A 19,867-nucleotide genomic window follows, 5' to 3' on the forward strand; every position below is an offset into this window, starting at 1 on the left:
TGTTAGAGGTGCTACAGCAGGATGATGTTACTATTCAATTGGTCGTGAAAAACGCTCGGTGGTAAAGTTTTCTGATAGTTCGTGATTGTTTGTTGGAAAATCAAAAATTAGTGACGGCGTGTAACTAATTAAAGCAAGACAGCCAATATTTAATGATAGATGAATATCGATTTAAAAAAGCAAAATTTATTGAAAAGGTATTCAATCAGTCATAAAAAATGCGCTCTCAAAATCATATTTGAGAACGCATTTTTTTAAAGCAGCAGATTAGGCGTCTAATTCTGCCAATACCGCGTCAGAGAACTCAACGTTGGTATAAACGTTTTGTACATCATCTAAATCTTCCAGCATATCAATCATTTTCATAATTTTTTTGGCTTGATCGATATCGGTGATTTCGGCTTTAGTTGAAGGGCTCATGACCACTTCAGCATTGTCCGATTTTAAACCTGCAGCAGTTAAAGCATCTTGTACGTCACCAAAAGATTCAGGTGTAGTAATGACTAAGATTTCATTTTCATCCACTTCGATATCTTCAGCACCTGCTTCAAGGGCTACGTCCATGATTTGATCTTCTAAAGACACATCTTCAAAAGTGATCTCACCACGTTTTGTGAATAAGAAAGCAACTGAACCATTTGTGCCTAAGTTACCATCTGTTTTTGAGAAACAGTGACGGACATCTGGTACAGTACGGTTTAAGTTGTCAGTCATGGTTTCCACAATAACTGCGACACCACCAACACCATAACCTTCGTAAGTAATTTCTTTTAAATCATCGTTATCTTCGCCACCAGCACCACGTTGGATTGCACGGTTGATGACGTCACGTGTCATGTTTACAGAAAGCGCTTTTTCTACAACTGCACGAAGACGTGGGTTGCTTGCAGCATCACCACCGCCAAGCTTTGCAGCAGTTGTTAATTCACGAATAAATTTGGTAAAAAGTTTACCACGGCTAGCATCTTGTTTTGCTTTACGATGCTTAATATTGGCCCACTTGGAATGACCCGCCATGCGAAATATGCTCCTTGTAGATTGGCTTTGTGCCTATCAAATTGTGCAAATTCTACCATAAGCACTTTTTTATGCGAAAGTAGGTGTTTTTCTGAAAATCGCCTGAACAAACAAAAAAAGAATTAAAATTGTTTGAAATAAATACAGTTATTTCAAATTTACCTTATAAAGAAAGTTCACTTTAAAAATTAACTGTTGGGAAATACCCACAGAGACCTAAAAGAATAACGTCTTCAGATTCTTTTAGGTTAATTAAACGATCTTATTGTGCAGCAGTTTTAGGTTCTGGAATCTCAATATCTAAACCAACATGCTCTTTATAAAGTGCTTTAATAAGCGCTAAGTCATGATCTAGATCTGTTGGGTAGATTTTTCCAAAAATACCGCCTTGCTTAGTTTTTGAATTCGCGTACATCAGTACAATAGGCACATTTGCTGCTTTAGCAATATGCCAAAACCCAGTACGAATAGGTTTGCGTACTTCACCTGTTTTGGCACGTGTTGCTTCTGGTGCAATCACTAAATTGAATTTTTTATTTTGGGTAAAGTGCTCAACCATTTGAGACACAATGTCTTTATTTGACTTGCGATCGACCGCGATGCCACCAATGGCTTCGAGTATGGGCTTCATTGGCCCTTTAAATAATTCTTTTTTAATCAGAGTATGGATTTTCATATCGTAGATGTGAAAAATCGCCAGTGACAAGACAGCATCCAACATAGAAGTATGTTCAAAACCAATAATGACTTGCTTATCTTCCAAAACGTTTGGTTGTACATGATATTTCCAGCCTGCGAGTTTAAACAAAGACTCACCAATGAATTTTTTTAACATGAGCATAAAAATACAAGTGTTTTTTAAAGAGGGTAATGTCTGCTTGTTTACTCTTTGAGTCAAGTCCTACTTGATTGCACTTGCTACTTTTATGAATCGTTTTGAATCCTCATCAGTTGAACAAGGAGAGGGCAAGAATTGAATACTAAGATGTTTTAAATCTAATCAAATAGAAAATAAATATGCTGAAAATGAAAATACCACTATTCATAATCTAAATGACAGATTAGACTTTGGTCTAAGATTAAAGTGTGCATTTTCACACTTTAACTTTGGTTTAACAAAGCTCAGGATTGTTAAAATGGCTTATCTTTCGACTTTTTTATGTGCAATAGTTCTCTTTAGTTTGATTGTTTTGTGGTCAATTGTTGAGTTTTTCATTGAGTCACGAAAAAAAGAAAAAGCCAGTATTTAGTTTTTATCCAATTTAATTAAATTTTATTATTCCAGTATTTATAAGTGCTTTTGAGTCTTAGTATGTAACTCAAAGATCGTGAAAGACCTAATATGTCAGTTTGATGATCTAAATTTCCCTGATTGTTTGGATAGTGTACAACCATATATGAAAAAGCTTGTCTTTTGAAAAAATCTTCGCTAGTATTCATTTCGCCTGAACTTGTTGATATATAACAAATTCAGCATATTAGGGCCTATAGCTCAGTTGGTTAGAGCAGCGGACTCATAATCCGTTGGTCGACAGTTCAAGTCTGTCTGGGCCCACCATATAAAACAACCACTTACGTGTACTAATCGTAAGTGGTTTTTTTGTTTTTAGATTCTGGTAAGCAAATGGTAAGCAGATAAAATCAACTTAAACAAACAGTTTCTTTGTATAGTTCTACTAGGTTTTGATCTGTGCTTGGAATGAAGTCTTGAAGTTTCGGGTGAACACGGAAACCTGCTTCAGCTTTTGTAGATATCTCTTTAACTTCACTAGACCAGTTTTCCTTTCTGTATTCTCGCCAATTTAATTTAATTTTGAGTGGACGAGGCTTTGTTGCACAAACCTATCTGTAAAGGCTTATCTAGCAATATAATTCTCAAATGAATAAGCCCGCACGGCTTTGTTGCACAAAGATTTCATAACTATATGATTTTAAAAGTTTTGATTATTTTTTGATCCAAAATTAAATTTATTTAAATCAGACGCTTACATATTTATGCAACAAAGCCAATTCTAAATATAATTAAAGATAATCTCCACACAATCTCAACACAATATTGGCAGAAATTTGACACTCAGTTTTAACAATAGCAACTATCATTAATTTTGTTGTAGTTAGAATGAACAATCACTTTCATCTTAAGCTTTGTGCATTAGGGATGAGTGCAGCCATGATTATGGGCTGTAAACGAAATGCTGAAGAAATTCAAACTGAACAGCCACCTGCGGTTGTGAGCGTGTTTACTGCACAGCATCAGCCAATTCATCTTATTGAAAATCTTCCTGCACGCGTAGCAGCCTACCGAATTGCAGAAATTCGTCCACAAGTTGGGGGGATTGTGGAAAAGGTTTTATTTACACAAGGTTCTGATGTCAAAGCAGGGCAGCCTTTATTCAAAATTAATTCCGATATCTTGCAAGCAGATGTAGAGAGTAATCACGCTACATTGCAACGTGCTCAGGCTGAAGTGATGCGTTTAAAATCGCTTCTTGGTCGTTATGAACAATTATTGTCAAGCCATGCAATTAGCCAGCAAGAATATAACAATACTGAGACAGCGTATAGTCAAGCGATAGCCGATGTTGCTCAACTAAAAGCAGCATTAACCAGACAAAAGTTGAACTTAAAATATTCTACGGTTACAGCACCGATTTCTGGTCGTATTGGTCAGATTCTAGTGACGGAAGGTGCATTGGTTGGTCAAGCAGATACTAAGGCGATGGCTGTCATTCAACAGATCAGTCAAGTTTATGTTGATGTAAAACAATCCATTAGTGAATATGAGAAATTACAAGAAGCGTTGCAACAAGGAACAGTATCCGATGTGCAACCTCAAGTCGTCATTTTAAATAGTCAGGGCAAGCCTTATCAGGCAAAGGGTAAATTATTGTTTTCAGATACCAATGTTGATCCTGATACGGGTGATGTCACAATTCGTATCCTCGTTAATAATCACCAGCAAGAGCTTTTACCGGGCATGTATGTGCGGGTCAACATTAATCGTGCTGTAGTTGACAACGCGATTTTGATACCAGAACAAGCAATTCAACATGATGTGAGTGGCAAGACCAATGTTACCGTCATTAATCCGCAGGGGCAGGCTGTTGTTAAACCTGTTCAGTTAGGGCAGCGTTATCAAAGTAATTATGTGATAACCAATGGCTTGAGTGCTGGTGAAAAGGTCGTGGTTGAAGGTGCTGATCGTATTCAGCCAGAGCAGGAATTAAAAATAAAAATCTGGCAACCATCTGTAGCTACCTCTGAAAAAGGAGCACATTAAAAATGTCTCAGTTTTTCATACGTAGACCAATTTTTGCTTGGGTCATTGCACTATTTATTATTTTATTTGGGGTGCTGAGTATCCCAAAATTACCCATTGCCCGTTTTCCCAGTGTAGCTCCTCCACAAATCAGTATTACCGCAACCTATCCTGGTGCGACGCCTAAAACCCTCAATGATAGTGTAGTCACCTTGATTGAGCGTGAGATGTCAGGGGTTAAAAACTTACTCTATTACAGCTCTACATCGGATAACTCGGGCAGTGCAACCATCACAGCGACCTTTAAGCCTGGTACAGATGTTGAACTTGCCCAAGTTGATGTACAAAACAAGATCAAAGCAATTGAATCGAGACTACCACAGTCGGTGAGGCAGCAAGGTTTAATGGTTGATGCTGCATCATCTGGATTTTTGATGATTGTGGGACTCAATTCCCCTGATAATCGTTATTCTGAAGTTGATCTGAGTGACTACATGGCTCGCTTTGTGATTGAAGAGCTTAAGCGGGTCAATGGCGTGGGTAAGGTTCAAAATTTTGGTGCGGAAAAAGCCATGCGCATTTGGGTCGATCCTGATCGCTTGGTTGCATACGGACTTAGCATTAAAGATGTTAATACAGCCATTCAAAATCAGAATATTCCAATTTCTCCTGGGCGAATCGGAGATTTGCCTGCGTCAAAAGATCAGCAGATTACCATTCCTTTAACCGCTTTAGGTCAGCTTGAAAATATTGAGCAATTTGAAAATATCAGCCTGAAATCAAATAAAAATGGGGCAAATGTTAAATTATCGGATGTGGCTCGCATTGAAATTGGTGCGCAGTCTTATAATTTTGCCATTCTGGAAAATGGTAAACCCTCGACGGCTATCGCCATTCAAATGAGTCCCGGTGCCAATGCAGTGAAAACCGCCCAAGGCGTTCAAGCCAAACTTGATCAGCTCAGTGGCTCTTTACCTCAAGGCATGAAATTTTCTATTCCGTACGATACAGCGCCCTTTGTAAAAGTATCAATTGAAAAAGTAATTACCACCTTGCTAGAGGCGATGGTGTTGGTATTTATTGTGATGTTTATATTTCTTCACAATATTCGCTATACCTTAATTCCTGCAATTGTGGCGCCAATTGCCTTGCTGGGAACCTTTGCAGTCATGCTGATGGCTGGGTTTTCAATTAACGTGTTAACCATGTTTGGCATGGTGCTCGCCATCGGAATTATTGTGGATGACGCGATTGTGGTGATTGAGAACGTGGAAAGGATCATGGCAACAGAACACTTGTCTCCTGTAGAAGCAACCTCAAAAGCCATGACTGAAATTACCAACCCCATTATCGGGATTACCTTAGTCTTGGCTGCGGTATTTTTACCGATGGCCTTAGCATCAGGCTCTGTGGGGATTATTTACCGTCAATTTACCATTACTATGTCGGTTTCTATTTTGTTTTCAGCATTCTTGGCACTGACATTCACGCCTGCCTTATGTGCAACGTTACTAAAACCTATTCATGCACACCAAGAAAAAAAAGGATTTTTTGGCTGGTTTGATCGAAATTTCGAAAAATTGAATAGTCAATACGAAAAAGCACTGTTTCGAGTGACTCGGCATATTTTTCCTGCGATGCTGATTTTTTTGGGCATTGTAGCGGTGCTGATCTTCAGTTTTAAAATGGTGCCAACTGCATTTATGCCAGAGGAAGATCAAGGCTGGTTTATGACCTCCATTCAGTTGCCCGCAGATGCCACTCAGCAGCGCACCATGAAGGTGGTCGATGAGTTTCAGCAATTTCTTAATCATGAAAAAGGCATCAAAGACAATATGGCGATTTTAGGATTTGGATTTAGCGGTTCAGGTCAAAATACTGCCATGTTTTTTACCAATCTGACCGATTTTAAAGAGCGAACCATTACTGCTCAAGAGGTTGTAAACAATGCCAATATGGCCATGACCGAAAGCTCAGAGGGGCAGACAATGTCTGTTTTACCGCCCGCGATCGATGAATTAGGGACTTCGTCTGGTTTTACTTTGCGTCTACTGGATAGAGGCAACATTGGGATGGATGCGTTGATCAAAGCGCAAGATCAACTGATTGCACTTGCTACACAAAGTAAAAAACTCACGGGGGTGTATGCCGAAGGTTTACCAGATGGGAGCACAGTACAGCTTAAAATTGATCGTGAAAAATTACAGGCGCTTGGTGTCAATTTTAGCGATGTCACGGATATTATTTCGACTTCTATGGGGTCTATGTATATCAATGACTTCCCCAATCAGGATCGTATGCAGCAAGTGATTGTACAACTGGATGCCAAATCTAGAATGAGCATTGAGGATATTGTAAAAATTAAGGTGAGTAGCCAGAGTGGTAAATTGGTATCGATGTCTGAAGTGATCACACCCGTTTGGCAACACGCTCCACAGCATTACAACCGCTACAATGGTCGACCATCCTTAAGTATCACAGGGAGTCCCGCAGCAGGATTTTCTTCAGGGCAAGCAATGCTTGAAATGGAACGTCTCATTGCACAATTGCCTAAAGGTGTCGGTTATGAGTGGACGGGGATTTCTCTGGAAGAAAGACAGTCTGAAGCGCAGACCACATTCTTGCTGATCTTATCGATGCTGGTGGTGTTTTTGGTGCTGGCTGCGCTGTATGAAAGCTGGCCAATTCCTTTATCGGTGATGCTGGTGGTTCCTCTTGGCATGGTGGGTGCATTTATTGCGGTGATGATAAGAGGCATGCCCAATGACATTTTTTTCAAAGTTGGTTTGATTACCATTATTGGTTTATCTGCAAAAAATGCAATTTTGATTGTTGAGTTTGCCAAAACATTGAGACAAGAGGGTATGAGCTTGGTGGAGGCAACCGTTGCCGCTGCAAAACTGAGGTTACGTCCTATTTTAATGACGTCTTTGGCATTTACCTGTGGTGTGATTCCCTTGGTAATCGCGACAGGTGCCAGTTCGGAAACGCAAAAAGCCATTGGTACAGGCGTCTTTGGCGGCATGATCAGTGCCACCATTCTGGCAATCTTTTTTGTTCCAGTATTCTTTATTTTCGTGATGAACATAGTAGAAAAGTTCTCTCAGCGAAAACATTCTCACGAGTAGCCCAAGTCCAGCATAGTCATGGGATAAGGTGTGTTCACTTTATCTCATCGGACGATGTTGTGTAATATTTTAAAGAGGTTTATGCAATGCAGTTAAAGATTGAAACACCAAGATTGATTTTGCGAGCATTTGAAATTGAAGATGCGAGTGATTTGCTGGCTTATCTTTCTCAGCCCAAAGTAAATTGTTTTATCGGTGAACAGATTCCAAATATTGAACAAGCGATTGAAAAAATAAAATCAAGACAGCAGAGTAAAGATTATCTTGCAGTTCAGTTAAAACAAAGCAATCATGTCATTGGCGAGCTATTTTTTATTCATGAAGAACCAGATACCTACTCCGTAGGGTGGAACTTCAATGCAAATTTTCATGGTCAAGGCTTTGCCTATGAGAGTGCTGATGCATTCTTAGATCATCTTTTCAATCAGCTTAATGCACGAAGAATCTATGCTTATGTGGAGGAGGATAATCATGCCTCACAAAAACTGTGTGAACGTTTAGGCATGCGTAAAGAAGGATGTTTTATCGAATATATTTCTTTTGTTCAATATGAGGATGGAACGCCAAAATATGAAAATACCCTTCAATACGCCATATTGAAAAAAGAATGGTTAGAGAAAAAGTAGGATTTGAGACCTTGATCTAGCACTAGGATTTTTTCAAGAGAATGGTAAAACAGCTACCACCAAAATCTGTTGATTTTGTATAAGTGATCTGCCCTTGATGCGCTTCAATAATAGCGTAAATCACCGCAAGCCCAAGACCAGTGCCACCTTCCAAGCGTGACCGAGATTCTTCTAAACGGTAAAAGGGTTTAAATAAATGTTCGAGGTGCTGTTCATCAATACCTGGCCCTTGATCTTCAAGCATTAAAATCCAATGGTCTTGGGTTGTTTTGGTGGTAATTGAAAGTATGCCAGCGTCTGCATAACGTGAGGCATTAGAAAATAAGGCAATCAGCACTTGTTCCATACGTCTTGCATCACATAACACTGTTTCATGGGTTAAATTAAAGACCACATGCAAGCCTTTGTGTTGAAAGCGATCCTGAAACATTTGAACGCACTTGAAAATACTGTTCTCAAGGGTTGTTTCTTGGAGGTCTAAACGGAATTGTTGATTTTCAACCAAAGTCAGCGTGCGTAAATCTTCAACCAAATAAGATAATCCTTCGACTTGATTGAGCAAGCTTCGATGTAATTGCGGATCTGCTTCAAAAATACCATCTACAATTCCTTGTAATCGACCCTGTAAAATGGTGATCGGGGTGCGAAGTTCATGTGCAATTGCCGCATTCCAAAGGGTAGAATTTTTGACTGATACCTCAAGCTGATTGGCCATGGCATTAAAATTCTGGATCAGTGACATGAATTCGTGCGGAATGTGTGCTTGTTGCTGTTCAATTCTTAATGAAAGATTCCCTTGCTGAATTTGTTGTACGACATTGGCCAGCGCATTAATCGGTTGGGTATAGCGTTTAGCGTATCTAAAAGCTAAAAAAGTTGACAGTAAAAAGCCCGTCAACAAGACCAAAAAAGTCCACAGATAGTCCACAGAGGTAAAGGAAAAATCTTCAGGGCAAGCATTATGGAGATCGAGTAAACCTTTTTCTGTAGCCCAACCATAAACCAAATAGCCTAAACCAAAGGAAAATATGGTAATGCCCAGATTCAGTACGCTCATCATGATCAGCAGCTGGGCGCTAATACCAATCGAACTTTTATTCAGTTTAGTTATCATGATTTTGATCTAATCGATAGCCTACACCACGTAAATTGATGAAATATCCTAATGCACCTTTTTGTTCAAGCTTTTTCCGTAAGTTACTAATATGACTGTCCACGGTACGGTCTAGAGTCGTTTTTTCGGGCATACATTTTTCAATTAATTCACTTCTGGTAAAGACCTTATTTGGACTTTGCAGCATCAGCTTGAGAATATTAAATTCAGTCAGCGTGAGATTCAGCAGTTGCTTTTGATCATGTTGAAGAACATAGACCAAATGTTGTTCAAGATCAATTTCAATAGATTTATAGTTCAGATATTTCTTTTGTTCCTGCTGTAAGGTACTCCGACGTAATACTGCTTCAACTCGAGCAATCACTTCATTCGGATTAAAGGGTTTCACCACGAAGTCATCAGCACCCATTTTTAATGCCATGATTTTATTGTCGAAATCATCCATGGCAGTAAGCATGATTACAGGGAGATTACTGTACTGTCTTAGAACGGTTAATATTTCCCAACCATTTTTTTTGGGCAGTTTAATATCTAAGATCACAAGATCAATAGCATGGACTTTTAACAGTTCTAGCGCCTGCTGACCTTGTATAGCACGTATTACATGCATATTTTCTTTTTTTAAATATCTTTCAAGAATATCACCGATATCAAAGTCGTCTTCAACCACAAGAATGGTTTTATTGGATAAGTCGCAGGAATGATAGGATGTGTTCAAGAGAATACCAAAGCGTACTAAAATTAAGTTTATGGATATTTTTCAAAGTATAGTGATTTTATAGAAATGTCTAATCGGGTAGTTAATATTTTCATTAATTTTAATGATTAGCAGCGTAGATCTTATGTTGTTTAATTCAATATATATCCAGAAATTTGCGACCGTTAATTTATAAGCTTTGGTTCACATTTTTAAAGGAAATAAACATATTGTCTTGATCAAGTACGTTCAGATAGAGATAAAACAAGCATAGGTTTTTTATGAGGAAATCTTCAAAACAACTATAGTATTTTGATTAAGTGCCCAATTTCAATAAACTGCATCACCTTATCTGGTATGACCGACCTCTATGGAAGGTGAACATGTTCAACTTTCTCTGTTGAAATTCGAGTTGAACATGATGTTTTTTCTCTCCTATCTTTTTATCAATATCTTATTTTTAAAATCCATGAGTATTGATTGTGCGTGCATCTAAGCGAGAAATTCAATGGAATTAAAGCAGCTCAAGTATTTAGTGACGATTGTCGAATCTGGAAGCTTTGGAAAGGCTGCACAAAAGCTAGATGTCGGAACCTCGGCTTTAAGCCAGCAAATTTCTAAACTTGAAGATGAACTTTGCACACGTTTATTACGCCGCTCTACCACAGGGGTGGAACCAACGCCTTCAGGTTTAGCTTTTTTTAAACAATCACAACTTGTCCTTAGGCATACGCAATATGCCATTGAAGCCGCACATTCTTCTCGTTTAACGGGACATGTCTGTGTAGGATTTTCACCGAGTATTGCTTCGGTACTGGGTGTACCGTTAATGAATTTGATGTCCAAACGTTATCCCGATATTAAGGTGCATTTGGTTGAGAGTCTGTCTGGTAACCTAGCCACCTTGGTCAATTCGCGCCAACTAGATATTGCCATTATTTTTACTCAAGATGTTGATCCAAGTTGGTCAGTCCAGCCTTTACTGAAAGAACCGATGTTTTTGATAGCACATGAAGATTTACTTCATAAGTATGGCTTTGCAGAAAATATTCAAACCAAGCAAATTGAATTTGAAAAAGTAAATCAACTGCCTTTGGCTTTACCCAGTCAACGTCATGGCTTACGCAAATTCTTGGAGCAAAAAGTTGAACTGTTAAATGTCGAATTTGAAATAGATGGTTTGCATTTACTCATGAACTGTGTGCGTCAACTCAATATGGCAACTATTCAGCCAGGCAGTGCCTATTTTGAATACCTTAGATCGGATTTGTGCTTCCTTAAAATCGTTTCGCCAGAGCTAGATCGAATGAATTATCTGATTAGTATTTCAGAAGAGGAGTTATCTCCAGCTAGCCTTGCCACCAAAGTAGCTATAAAAAATTGTATTAAGGAATTGATAAGTAAAGATTTATGACCGAGTGTCGAACTATTAGACTTTTAGCCTATTTAGTTTTAATAAAGACCTATTTAAGTCCTTAGCATCACGTTGACCTCTTGTTTTGAGTTTTAATTGTTCAAAATTCGAGAGGGAAGATATCGAATGCATGATGTAATAGTGATTGGCGGTGGGAATGCCGCATTGTGTGCAGCTATCACTGCACGAGAGACAGGTGCATCAGTATTACTAGTCGAAGCAGCTCCAAAAGAATGGCGCGGGGGAAATTCACAGCACACTCGCAACTTGCGCTGTATGCATGATGCTCCACAGGATGTATTGGTGGATGCATATTCGGAAGAAGAATATTGGCAAGACTTATTCAAAGTCACTGCTGGAAAAACCAATGAACATTTGGCGCGTTTGGTAATTCGTACCACAGCGAATTGTCGTGATTGGATGCGTCAACACGGGGTCAATTTTCAACCCCCTTTATCAGGTGCTCTTCATGTTGCCCGTACCAATGCTTTTTTCATGGGCGGAGGTAAAGCGCTGGTCAATGCTTATTTTAGAAGTGCTCAAGACCTCGGTGTCGAAATCCGTTACAACACTAAAATTACCGACCTAATTATTGAAGATGGCAAATTTATCGCAGCGGTTGCAGCCGATGGTACCCGCTTTGAAGGTGCATCTTGTGTTCTCGCTGCAGGCGGTTTTGAATCTAATCGTGAATGGTTAAAAGAAGCTTGGGGCCAAAACGAAAATGGTGAATGGCCTGCAGATAACTTCATTATTCGTGGCACTCGTTTTAATCAGGGCAACTTGCTGAAATTAATGATAGATATAGGTGCCGATATTATTGGCGATCCATCTCAGTCACACTGTGTAGCGGTGGATGCCCGTGCTCCTTTATATGATGGCGGTATTTGTACCCGTATTGACTGCGTGTCTTTGGGTATTGTGGTCAATAAAAACGCTGAGCGTTTTTATGATGAGGGTGAAGATTTCTGGCCAAAACGCTATGCGATATGGGGACGTCTGGTCGCTCAACAGCCAAATCAAATTGCTTATTCAATTATCGATTCAAAATCAGTGGGTAAATTTATGCCGCCTGTTTTTGAAGGGACGCAAGCCAATAGCATTGAAGAGCTCGCCCAAAAGTTAAATTTGGATGTTGCGACCTTATCCAAAACGGTAAGGGACTATAACCATGCTTGTGTTGAAGGTGAGTTTAACCACACAGTGTTGGACAATTGTCATACCGAGAATTTAAGCCCGGCAAAAACGCATTGGGCAGTTCCGCTCGATCAGCCCCCGTATTATGCCTATGCCTTAAGACCAGGTATTACCTTCACCTATTTAGGTCTGAAAGTTAAAGATGATGCCGCAGTACGTTTTAACGATATCGCAAGCCCAAATTTATATGTGGCAGGTGAAATGATGGCGGGCAATGTGCTTGGTCAGGGTTATACCGCGGGTGTGGGAATGTCAATTGGAACCACCTTTGGACGTATTGCAGGTAAGAATGCTGCATCCGCTGCATTTAAGCAGGGAGCTTAAATATGAATTCCAATGTAAAAAAATTCATTCCTGTAGTGCAACTTACTGAGAATGAACAGCAAGTTAAGCAGGCTTTACAAATTTGTAATGCATGCCGTTACTGCGAAACTTTCTGTGCTGTATTCCCAGCCATGACCAAGCGTTTGGAATTCACACAGGCGGACATTCACTATATGGCTAACTTGTGCCATAACTGTGGCGCGTGTTTACATGCCTGCCAATATGCACCGCCACATGAATTTGGTGTGAATATTCCTCAAGCTATGGCTCAAGTTCGCTTGGAAACTTATCAAGAGTTTGCAGTACCGGCTTCTTTTGGTGCCATTTACAAAAAGACAGGCATTGCCTTGGTGTCTGGAATGTCATTCAGCTTCTTCTTGTTGATGTTGGCAGGGGTTTGGATGAATGGCACAGACTTATTCGGTCAATATCAAGGTGATTTTTACGCGATTTTCCCACATAACTTTTTAGCAGTTTTATTCGGTTCAGTCTTTATCACCGCCTTTGTACTGCTAGGTTTGGGAGTAGCGAAGTTTTGGAAGCAAACTTCTGAAATTATTCCAGAGGGTGTGGCACAACCAGACATTCTACAGGCTTCTAAAAATGTCTTGACCCTGAAATACCTCGATGGAGGACATGGCAAAGGCTGTAATGAAGAAGATGATCGTTATACCCACATACGCCGTGTATTTCATCATTTCACGATGTATGGATTCTTATTGTGCTTCTTGGCAACGAGTGTTGCGACTTTCTATCACTATTTTTTAGCTCTAGAAGCACCGTATGCATATACCAGTTTACCTGTCATTTTAGGCACATTGGGCGGGATTGGTTTGGTCGTTGGTCCAATCGGACTGCTCTATCTAAATATCAAACGCCATCCATTACATGGTGATGCTAAACAAAAGCCAATGGATCGCGGTTTTATCTTCTTATTGTTATTGATCAGTATTACTGGACTAGCACTACTGGCATTCCGTGACAGTTCTGCAATGGCGCTATTACTGATCATACATTTGGCGACCGTTATGACTTTCTTCTTAACTATTCCTTTTGGCAAGTTTGCACATGGTTTTTACCGTAGCGCAGCTTTACTGAAGTTTGCTGTAGAAGAGCGTATTGCAAAACATAAGGTTAAAACTAAGTAAGCCTTAACCATGATTGTGCCAAGGAGGTCGATCATGGTGATGGTTCAAAATCAAAAGATTAATAGAGTAAACACTTTATAAGGATGTATTAACATGAAAAATTTAAAATTACTCGCATTAGCATGCATCGGCGTGACAATGGTTGGATGTGGTTCAGGAAATGCTTCTAAAGCGGCGGGTGAGCCTAAACGTCCAGAGTGTATTGCCCCAGCCAAGCCAGGCGGTGGTTTTGACATGACTTGTAAACTGATTCAGTCTGGCTTTAAAAAAACAGAACAGCTTGAAGCACCGATTCGTGTCACGTATATGCCAGGCGGTGTAGGTGCTGTTGCCTATAACAAGATTGTCAATAATGATCCTGCGAACAATGATGCCGTGATTGCATTTTCGACGGGTTCACTTTTGAACTTGGCGCAAGGAAAATTTGGAAACTTCTCTGAAAAAGATGTGAAATGGCTGTCAGGGGTAGCCGTAGATTATGGTTTGGTTTCGGTACATAAAGACTCACCACTGAAAAACCTCGATGACCTGATGAAAGCCCTACGAGAAAATCCGAAAGCCATTAGCTTTGGTGGTGCAGGGAGTGTCGGTGGTCAAGACTGGATGCAAACTGCAATGTTGGCAAAAAAAGCGGGTATTAGTCCTGCCGACTTGAGATTTGTTGCACTTGAAGGTGGGGGGGAAGTCCTAACTTCATTACTGGGGCAGCATATTCAAGTTGGTGTCGGCAATGTCAGTGAAGTCGGCTCACACCTAGAATCTGGTGATATTCGTGTTTTGGCAGTGTTTGCAGACAAACGCTTAGAAGGGAAATTCTCACAGCTACGTACTGCCAAAGAGCAGGGCTATGACATTGAATGGCCAGTAATCCGTGGGTTCTATATTGGACCAAAGGTCAGTGATGACGCGTATGGCTGGTGGAAAAATGCTTTCGATAAAATGATGGCTGACCAAAAATATGAAGCAATACGTAACAACCAAGATCTTCTCCCATTTCAGATGACAGGTGAAGAAATTACTGCCTATGTATATAAGCAGACTGAAGAAATGCGTCAATTGTCGCAAGAATATAAATTATCAAAATAGCACATAGACTGAGTTGAGAAACAATTTCTCAGCTCAGTTTTTGTTTTGAGGATAGATGATGAAATCTGAACGGATTCTTACCGCCATTATTGCAGTGTGTGGATTATTTTTGCTGATCTATGCAAGCAATTTTGAAGCGCCAATTTCCTACGATCCAGTGGGACCTAAAGCTTTTCCTATTTTATTAATGGGCTTAATTACAGCTAGTGCAGTGTATCTCACTGTGCGCCCAGCCATTATGTTTGAGCCAGTTGAGTTAGGCTGGACGAAGTATCTGCTTGGTAAGTTAGCGTTGTGTACAGTTGCTTTAACACTGTATGCATTAGTTTTTGAATGGCTGGGCTTTATTGTTGCAACGCTGTTGATGACGGTAGCATTGGGCAAACTTTTCCATGGCAAGACCGTACCAGTTTTGGTTACAGGTTTGGTACTCAGCGTTAGTACCTATTATATGTTTGACCGTTTCTTGGATGTGCCATTACCACTTGGATTTTTTGGTTAAGGATGACCCGATATGGACGTATTAAGTTTTTTAATGACAGGTTTCGAGGTTGCCTTACAACCGCAAAATCTCCTAATTGCCTTTATTGGTGCCTTTATTGGAACAATTGTAGGCTTATTGCCAGGTTTAGGTCCTATTAATGGCGTGGCAATTTTATTGCCGTTTGCTTATGCCTTAGGTTTACCTGTTGATAGTGCCTTGATTTTATTGGCAGCAGTTTATTTAGGCTGTGAATATGGTGGACGTATTTCAGCGATTCTCTTAAACGTACCTGGAGATGCTGGGGCCATTATGACCACCTTAGATGGTTATCCATTGGCACAGCAAGGAAAGGCAGGTATTGCCTTGTCGTTGTCTTCGGTCAGTTCTTTCATTGGCAGTACGATCGCTTTTATTGGTATTGTGTTGTTTGCTCCAATCTTGGCGAAATGGGCGATCGCGTTTGGTCCAGCCGAATATTTTGCCTTAATGGTATTTGCAATTGTCTGTTTAACGGGTTTGGTCAGCACACAGCCTTTCAAAACATTAATCATGGCATTAATGGGCTTGGCTCTTTCGACTGTGGGGATGGATGCAATTACAGGGGTGTATCGCTTTACCTTTAACAGTGTTGGATTAAGTGACGGTATTGCGTTTACGACTTTGGTCATTGGTTTATTTAGTGTTAGTGAAATCTTATTACTGCTTGAACGCACCACGATTGGTAAAGTCGCGATGGAGCAAGGAAAACGTTCACTATTCAACGTGAAAGAATTTCTCAGTTCATTGGCTACCATTATCCGTGGTGCATTAATTGGTTTCTTCTCGGGAATTTTACCTGGTGCAGGTGCAACCGTTGCAAGTGCGATGGCTTATACCACTGAACGCAAGATGGCAAGCGACAATAGCAAGTTTGGTAAAGGTGATCTGCGTGGTCTTGCAGCTCCCGAAAGTGCCAATAACGCAGCAGCTTGTGGCTCATTTGTCCCGATGTTGACTTTGGGTGTACCAGGTTCTGGTACAACAGCGGTAATGATGGGGGCATTGCTTATGTACAACATTACTCCAGGCCCACAATTATTTACAGAGCAGCCAGTATTGGTTTGGTCACTAATTGCATCTTTGATGGTCGGTAATATCATTCTGTTGGTATTGAACTTGCCATTAGTGGGTTTCTTTGCCCGCATGTTGAGTATTCCTAATTATATTCTGATTCCAATTATTGCCAGTGTCAGCTTTGTTGGGGTGTATGCCATTCACACCAATATCTTTGACTTGCTGCTCTGCATGGGCTTGGGTGTATTTGGATATATCCTGAGAAAATTTGATTTCCCATTGGCACCGTTAATTCTTGGCTTCGTACTCGGGGAATTAATGGAGTCGAACCTGCGACGCGCATTGTCTATTTCTCAAGGTGAACTCAACATTTTGTGGAGCAGTAACATCAGTATGGGTCTTTGGATCATGTCGACCTTGTTATTGATCTTACCAGTGGTACGTAAGTACCTGTTCATCAAAAAGCAACAAGCTTAACGGGATGGCAATAACGGTCAGTAGCTGTTGACTATTATTGCCCAAAAATATGAAAACAATCAGCTCAAATATCAAAGGCTTGGCTCTCGCTCTATTGGGTGCCGTATTGGCCAATTATGTGCATATTCCTTTGCCATGGTTGCTGGGTCCATTGTTGACAGCCTTGCTACTGGGTAGCGTTGGGCATCCACTCAGCTGTGATCCTCGTTGGCGACGTGTAGGGCAGATCATTATTGGTATGGCCCTAGGTCTATACTTTACACCTGCTCTGGTACAAGCCATCGCTGCTTATTGGGGCTTTATTCTGATTGGGATGGCATGGTCACTCTTACTGGGAGCTATGTTGGCGGGTCTGCAATATCGAATTAATGCTTTAGATTGGGCTACCGCATGGTTTTCTTCAGCCATTGGCAGTGCTAGTGAGATGGTGAATATTGCAGAACGTCATCAGGCACAAGTCGATAAAGTGGTTGCTGCACATAGTTTGAGAATTGTGATTCTGGTGGTGTTAGTTCCAGTTTTTATGCAAGTTTATTTTCAAGTTGAATGGCCTAGTTTACATATACAAGATACGGAAAGATTTGACTTTCTTCAGGTCTTTCTGCTTTTTTGTCTAGCATTTTTTGTTGGTAGGGTTTTTCAATTTTTTAATCTTTTGAATGCCTGGATTTTGGGTCCACTAGCCATTATTGGCTTGATGTCATTCTACGGAATGCTTCAAATGAGATTACCTGAATGGTTTATTGCTTTTGGTCAAGTTTGTATTGGTTGGTCATTGGGTAGCAAATTTCCATTTAGTTTTTTAAAGAACAATAAAAAATTTATTTTGATGACATTGGTATTCAATCTAATGGCTTTAGGGTTCTCAATTAGTTTTGCTTTATTGCTGGTCAATTTAAGTCATACGCAAAAACAGCTTTTGATTTTAGGGCTTTCACCAGGAGGAATTGCAGAAATGTCACTCATGGCGAAAGCTTTGGGGCTTGCGGTACCCATTGTTGTGGCTTTTCAACTTTCCAGATTAATTTTTGTCATTCTGACTACTCATTTCTTTTATCAACGCAGTCTTCAACTGTTTTTTAAATCTGAAAAATAAGACGTTCTAAGCAGCTGCACATGCTCATATAGGAGGAACTATACCTACAGTTTTTGTAAATGGATGAACAACATAGTTTTTTAAATAAAATACATGGAATGCAAAATGAAATTTAATACACCTAGGATTGCACTCATTGCGAGTTTGACCACGATCACTACATTTACCCATGCAAATCAGAGCAGTGAAATCGAACAATTGCGTGCTGAAGTGAATGAGCTTCGACAAATGCTTCAGGCTCAGCAAGTGAAATCGGCTACTAATCCGAATATCACACCAACAGCGGAAACCACTGTAGTTAAACCTGCTGAAAAAAATATCCAAGCTATATCAAAGTGGCAAACCAAATCTGGTGCTGATGTGAATTTGTATGGATTTGTTCGTGCTGATGTTGCATACCAGATTGAAGGTGCGAAAGGCATGTTTAACCGGATTAATACTGTGGTGCTAGAAGGGGATCCGAGTAAAAAAGCCACTGAAGATCGCTTGGATTCGACAGTGAATGCCACACGTATTGGTTTAGATTTTTCCACCCCCTTAGCTGACCAAACATTAAAAGGCAAAATTGAAATCGATTTTCGTGGTGGAGAGAACAAGGATACAGCACGCTTACGGCATGTTTATTTGAATTATGATCGTTGGTTGATTGGTCAAACGACATCTAATTTTCTTTCAACAGAAACAGCGCCAGAAATGCTCGATTCAAATACTGCTTTAGGTGGTGGTACAACACGTAATCCAATGGTGCGATACTCGCAATCCATCAGTCCGCTCACCATCTATTTCTTAAGCTTAGAAAAAGGCAATGATGAGAACCGTTTGCCCTTACTCGCAGGTAAAGTTAAACATGAATTTGCCACTGGTAAAGGAGTAATGACTGCACGCGGTCTGCTGCAAGAAGTACGCTTACGTAGTGAAAATGATGAAACAGAATTGGGTTGGGGAGCAGCACTCGGTCTTCGTTATAAAATCACGCCATCCTTATTATTCAATACGAACTATTCGCATGTTTCTGGAGACAATAAATTACTTTTGGCAAGTTCAGATAACCGTCGTTATATCCAAAATGGTGATGACATCGAATTAATTGATTTTGATGCCTTTCAAATGGGTCTTACTTATCAATTTAATCAAAAGCTGAGAAGCACTCTCGGCTATGGTGCATTGATCTATGCTGATAAAGACCGAATTCCGAAAGATGCCAATGAGAAGTTACAACAGGGCTGGGTGAATATGATGTTCAAACCCAATAAACCTTTAACTTTTGGGGTGGAGTATGTTTATGGTGAGCGTAATACCGTGAATGATCGAATTGGAAAAGATAATCGTATAGAAATGATGGCGAAATATGAATTCTAGAACAGGATTGATACTTTGCGGATATTCACTTTTCTGATTGTCTGCATCGTAAGTTTATAGTCAAATCATTATAAAACCAATACAAATCAGTCGATGAATTATTTCGAGTTTTTTTTAGAATCCTGTATGGATAATAAAGTAGTTTGACTATAATTAAGCCATCGGCTCAAGAAATGCTATTCATCTGGCATTGCTTGAGCTTTTCTATTTTACGTCTGGAGCGTAAAGTAATTTAGCAGCAAATAGTCACCTAATATGTGTAATTCATAGACATCATTTCAATATAATTGGTGTTTATGAACAGAGAAATTCAACAAAGACTCGTATGGGTTAAATTATTTGAGAGACCAATGATGCTGGCCTAGTTTGTCGGAGATGTGGCATTTCT

Annotated in this window: 15 protein-coding genes and 1 tRNA gene; 12 read left to right on the top strand and 4 right to left on the bottom strand. The window is 39.9% G+C overall.

Translation table 11 applies throughout. From position 1 onward, the window contains the following. Nucleotides 1-267: 267 nt before the first annotated feature. Both ACG9ZB_RS14020 and ACG9ZB_RS14025 read right to left on the bottom strand, forming a co-directional pair. Entirely contained in the window at nucleotides 268-1,017 is a 750-nt protein-coding gene (locus tag ACG9ZB_RS14020; protein WP_178927990.1) for a YebC/PmpR family DNA-binding transcriptional regulator, read from the bottom strand. Between the two features lie 262 nt (nucleotides 1,018-1,279). Then, a complete protein-coding gene (locus ACG9ZB_RS14025; RefSeq protein WP_419326376.1) occupies nucleotides 1,280-1,852 on the bottom strand; it encodes a 1-acyl-sn-glycerol-3-phosphate acyltransferase in 573 nt (190 codons plus the stop codon). 646 nt (nucleotides 1,853-2,498) lie between these two features. Between ACG9ZB_RS14025 and ACG9ZB_RS14030 the strand changes: the two genes are divergently transcribed. The 4 genes from ACG9ZB_RS14030 (at nucleotide 2,499) to ACG9ZB_RS14045 (ending at nucleotide 8,030) form a co-directional block, all read left to right on the top strand. Next, a tRNA-Ile gene (locus ACG9ZB_RS14030) sits at nucleotides 2,499-2,575 on the top strand. A 561-nt stretch (nucleotides 2,576-3,136) separates the two neighbouring features. Then, on the top strand, nucleotides 3,137-4,297 hold the full coding sequence (locus ACG9ZB_RS14035; RefSeq protein WP_419326378.1) for an efflux RND transporter periplasmic adaptor subunit: 1,161 nt from the start codon (nucleotides 3,137-3,139) through the stop codon (nucleotides 4,295-4,297). A gap of 2 nt (nucleotides 4,298-4,299) precedes the next feature. Then, entirely contained in the window at nucleotides 4,300-7,404 is a 3,105-nt protein-coding gene (locus ACG9ZB_RS14040) for a multidrug efflux RND transporter permease subunit (RefSeq protein ID WP_419326379.1), read from the top strand. An 86-nt stretch (nucleotides 7,405-7,490) separates the two neighbouring features. Beyond that, on the top strand, nucleotides 7,491-8,030 hold the full coding sequence (locus ACG9ZB_RS14045; RefSeq protein ID WP_419326381.1) for a GNAT family N-acetyltransferase: 540 nt from the start codon (nucleotides 7,491-7,493) through the stop codon (nucleotides 8,028-8,030). Between the two features lie 22 nt (nucleotides 8,031-8,052). Here ACG9ZB_RS14045 and adeS read toward each other — a convergent pair whose 3' ends face one another. Together adeS and adeR are read right to left on the bottom strand one after the other, a co-directional pair. After that, a complete protein-coding gene (gene adeS, locus ACG9ZB_RS14050) occupies nucleotides 8,053-9,144 on the bottom strand; it encodes a two-component sensor histidine kinase AdeS (protein WP_419326383.1) in 1,092 nt (363 codons plus the stop codon). Next, entirely contained in the window at nucleotides 9,134-9,862 is a 729-nt protein-coding gene (adeR, locus tag ACG9ZB_RS14055) for an efflux system response regulator transcription factor AdeR (RefSeq protein ID WP_419326385.1), read from the bottom strand. The genes adeS and adeR overlap by 11 nt, the downstream gene beginning before the upstream one ends. 487 nt (nucleotides 9,863-10,349) lie before the next feature. Between adeR and ACG9ZB_RS14060 the strand changes: the two genes are divergently transcribed. The 8 genes from ACG9ZB_RS14060 to ACG9ZB_RS14095 all read left to right on the top strand — a co-directional run bounded on the left by ACG9ZB_RS14060 (nucleotide 10,350) and on the right by ACG9ZB_RS14095 (nucleotide 19,479). Beyond that, complete coding sequence (locus ACG9ZB_RS14060; RefSeq protein WP_419326387.1) at nucleotides 10,350-11,255, top strand: LysR family transcriptional regulator; 906 nt, start codon at nucleotides 10,350-10,352, stop codon at nucleotides 11,253-11,255. A 126-nt stretch (nucleotides 11,256-11,381) separates the two neighbouring features. Next, nucleotides 11,382-12,776 carry an FAD-dependent tricarballylate dehydrogenase TcuA gene (gene tcuA, locus ACG9ZB_RS14065; protein ID WP_419326389.1) on the top strand — a complete coding sequence of 465 codons (1,395 nt, stop codon included), beginning with the start codon at nucleotides 11,382-11,384 and terminating at the stop codon, nucleotides 12,774-12,776. A 2-nt stretch (nucleotides 12,777-12,778) separates the two neighbouring features. Continuing rightward, the gene (tcuB, locus tag ACG9ZB_RS14070; RefSeq protein ID WP_004730463.1) at nucleotides 12,779-13,924 is read left to right on the top strand and encodes a tricarballylate utilization 4Fe-4S protein TcuB; all 1,146 of its coding nucleotides are present in this window, start codon (nucleotides 12,779-12,781) and stop codon (nucleotides 13,922-13,924) included. 93 nt (nucleotides 13,925-14,017) lie between these two features. Then, nucleotides 14,018-15,010, top strand: coding sequence for a Bug family tripartite tricarboxylate transporter substrate binding protein (locus tag ACG9ZB_RS14075; protein ID WP_419326391.1), 993 nt, complete (start codon nucleotides 14,018-14,020; stop codon nucleotides 15,008-15,010). Between the two features lie 55 nt (nucleotides 15,011-15,065). Beyond that, the gene (locus tag ACG9ZB_RS14080; RefSeq protein ID WP_419326392.1) at nucleotides 15,066-15,512 is read left to right on the top strand and encodes a tripartite tricarboxylate transporter TctB family protein; all 447 of its coding nucleotides are present in this window, start codon (nucleotides 15,066-15,068) and stop codon (nucleotides 15,510-15,512) included. Between the two features lie 12 nt (nucleotides 15,513-15,524). Next, nucleotides 15,525-17,024, top strand: a complete 1,500-nt coding sequence (locus ACG9ZB_RS14085; protein WP_419326393.1) for a tripartite tricarboxylate transporter permease — start codon at nucleotides 15,525-15,527, stop codon at nucleotides 17,022-17,024. A 49-nt stretch (nucleotides 17,025-17,073) separates the two neighbouring features. Then, entirely contained in the window at nucleotides 17,074-18,120 is a 1,047-nt protein-coding gene (locus tag ACG9ZB_RS14090) for an AbrB family transcriptional regulator (protein ID WP_419326394.1), read from the top strand. 105 nt (nucleotides 18,121-18,225) lie between these two features. Next, the gene (locus ACG9ZB_RS14095) at nucleotides 18,226-19,479 is read left to right on the top strand and encodes a DcaP family trimeric outer membrane transporter (RefSeq protein WP_419326396.1); all 1,254 of its coding nucleotides are present in this window, start codon (nucleotides 18,226-18,228) and stop codon (nucleotides 19,477-19,479) included. Nucleotides 19,480-19,867 lie beyond the last annotated feature (388 nt).

The sequence above is a fragment of the Acinetobacter johnsonii genome, assembly GCF_048551975.1.
Lineage (GTDB): Bacteria > Pseudomonadota > Gammaproteobacteria > Pseudomonadales > Moraxellaceae > Acinetobacter > Acinetobacter johnsonii_A.

What these genes read in the sequence shown, in the direction of transcription:
- ACG9ZB_RS14020 (WP_178927990.1), bottom strand. Translation starts at nt 1,017, where the DNA reads ATGGCGGGTCATTCCAAGTGGGCCAATATTAAGCATCGTAAAGCAAAA.
- ACG9ZB_RS14025 (WP_419326376.1), bottom strand. Translation starts at nt 1,852, where the DNA reads ATGTTAAAAAAATTCATTGGTGAGTCTTTGTTTAAACTCGCAGGCTGG.
- ACG9ZB_RS14035 (WP_419326378.1), top strand. Translation starts at nt 3,137, where the DNA reads ATGAACAATCACTTTCATCTTAAGCTTTGTGCATTAGGGATGAGTGCA.
- ACG9ZB_RS14040 (WP_419326379.1), top strand. Translation starts at nt 4,300, where the DNA reads ATGTCTCAGTTTTTCATACGTAGACCAATTTTTGCTTGGGTCATTGCA.
- ACG9ZB_RS14045 (WP_419326381.1), top strand. Translation starts at nt 7,491, where the DNA reads ATGCAGTTAAAGATTGAAACACCAAGATTGATTTTGCGAGCATTTGAA.
- adeS (WP_419326383.1), bottom strand. Translation starts at nt 9,144, where the DNA reads ATGATAACTAAACTGAATAAAAGTTCGATTGGTATTAGCGCCCAGCTG.
- ACG9ZB_RS14060 (WP_419326387.1), top strand. Translation starts at nt 10,350, where the DNA reads ATGGAATTAAAGCAGCTCAAGTATTTAGTGACGATTGTCGAATCTGGA.
- tcuA (WP_419326389.1), top strand. Translation starts at nt 11,382, where the DNA reads ATGCATGATGTAATAGTGATTGGCGGTGGGAATGCCGCATTGTGTGCA.
- tcuB (WP_004730463.1), top strand. Translation starts at nt 12,779, where the DNA reads ATGAATTCCAATGTAAAAAAATTCATTCCTGTAGTGCAACTTACTGAG.
- ACG9ZB_RS14075 (WP_419326391.1), top strand. Translation starts at nt 14,018, where the DNA reads ATGAAAAATTTAAAATTACTCGCATTAGCATGCATCGGCGTGACAATG.
- ACG9ZB_RS14080 (WP_419326392.1), top strand. Translation starts at nt 15,066, where the DNA reads ATGATGAAATCTGAACGGATTCTTACCGCCATTATTGCAGTGTGTGGA.
- ACG9ZB_RS14085 (WP_419326393.1), top strand. Translation starts at nt 15,525, where the DNA reads ATGGACGTATTAAGTTTTTTAATGACAGGTTTCGAGGTTGCCTTACAA.
- ACG9ZB_RS14090 (WP_419326394.1), top strand. Translation starts at nt 17,074, where the DNA reads ATGAAAACAATCAGCTCAAATATCAAAGGCTTGGCTCTCGCTCTATTG.
- ACG9ZB_RS14095 (WP_419326396.1), top strand. Translation starts at nt 18,226, where the DNA reads ATGAAATTTAATACACCTAGGATTGCACTCATTGCGAGTTTGACCACG.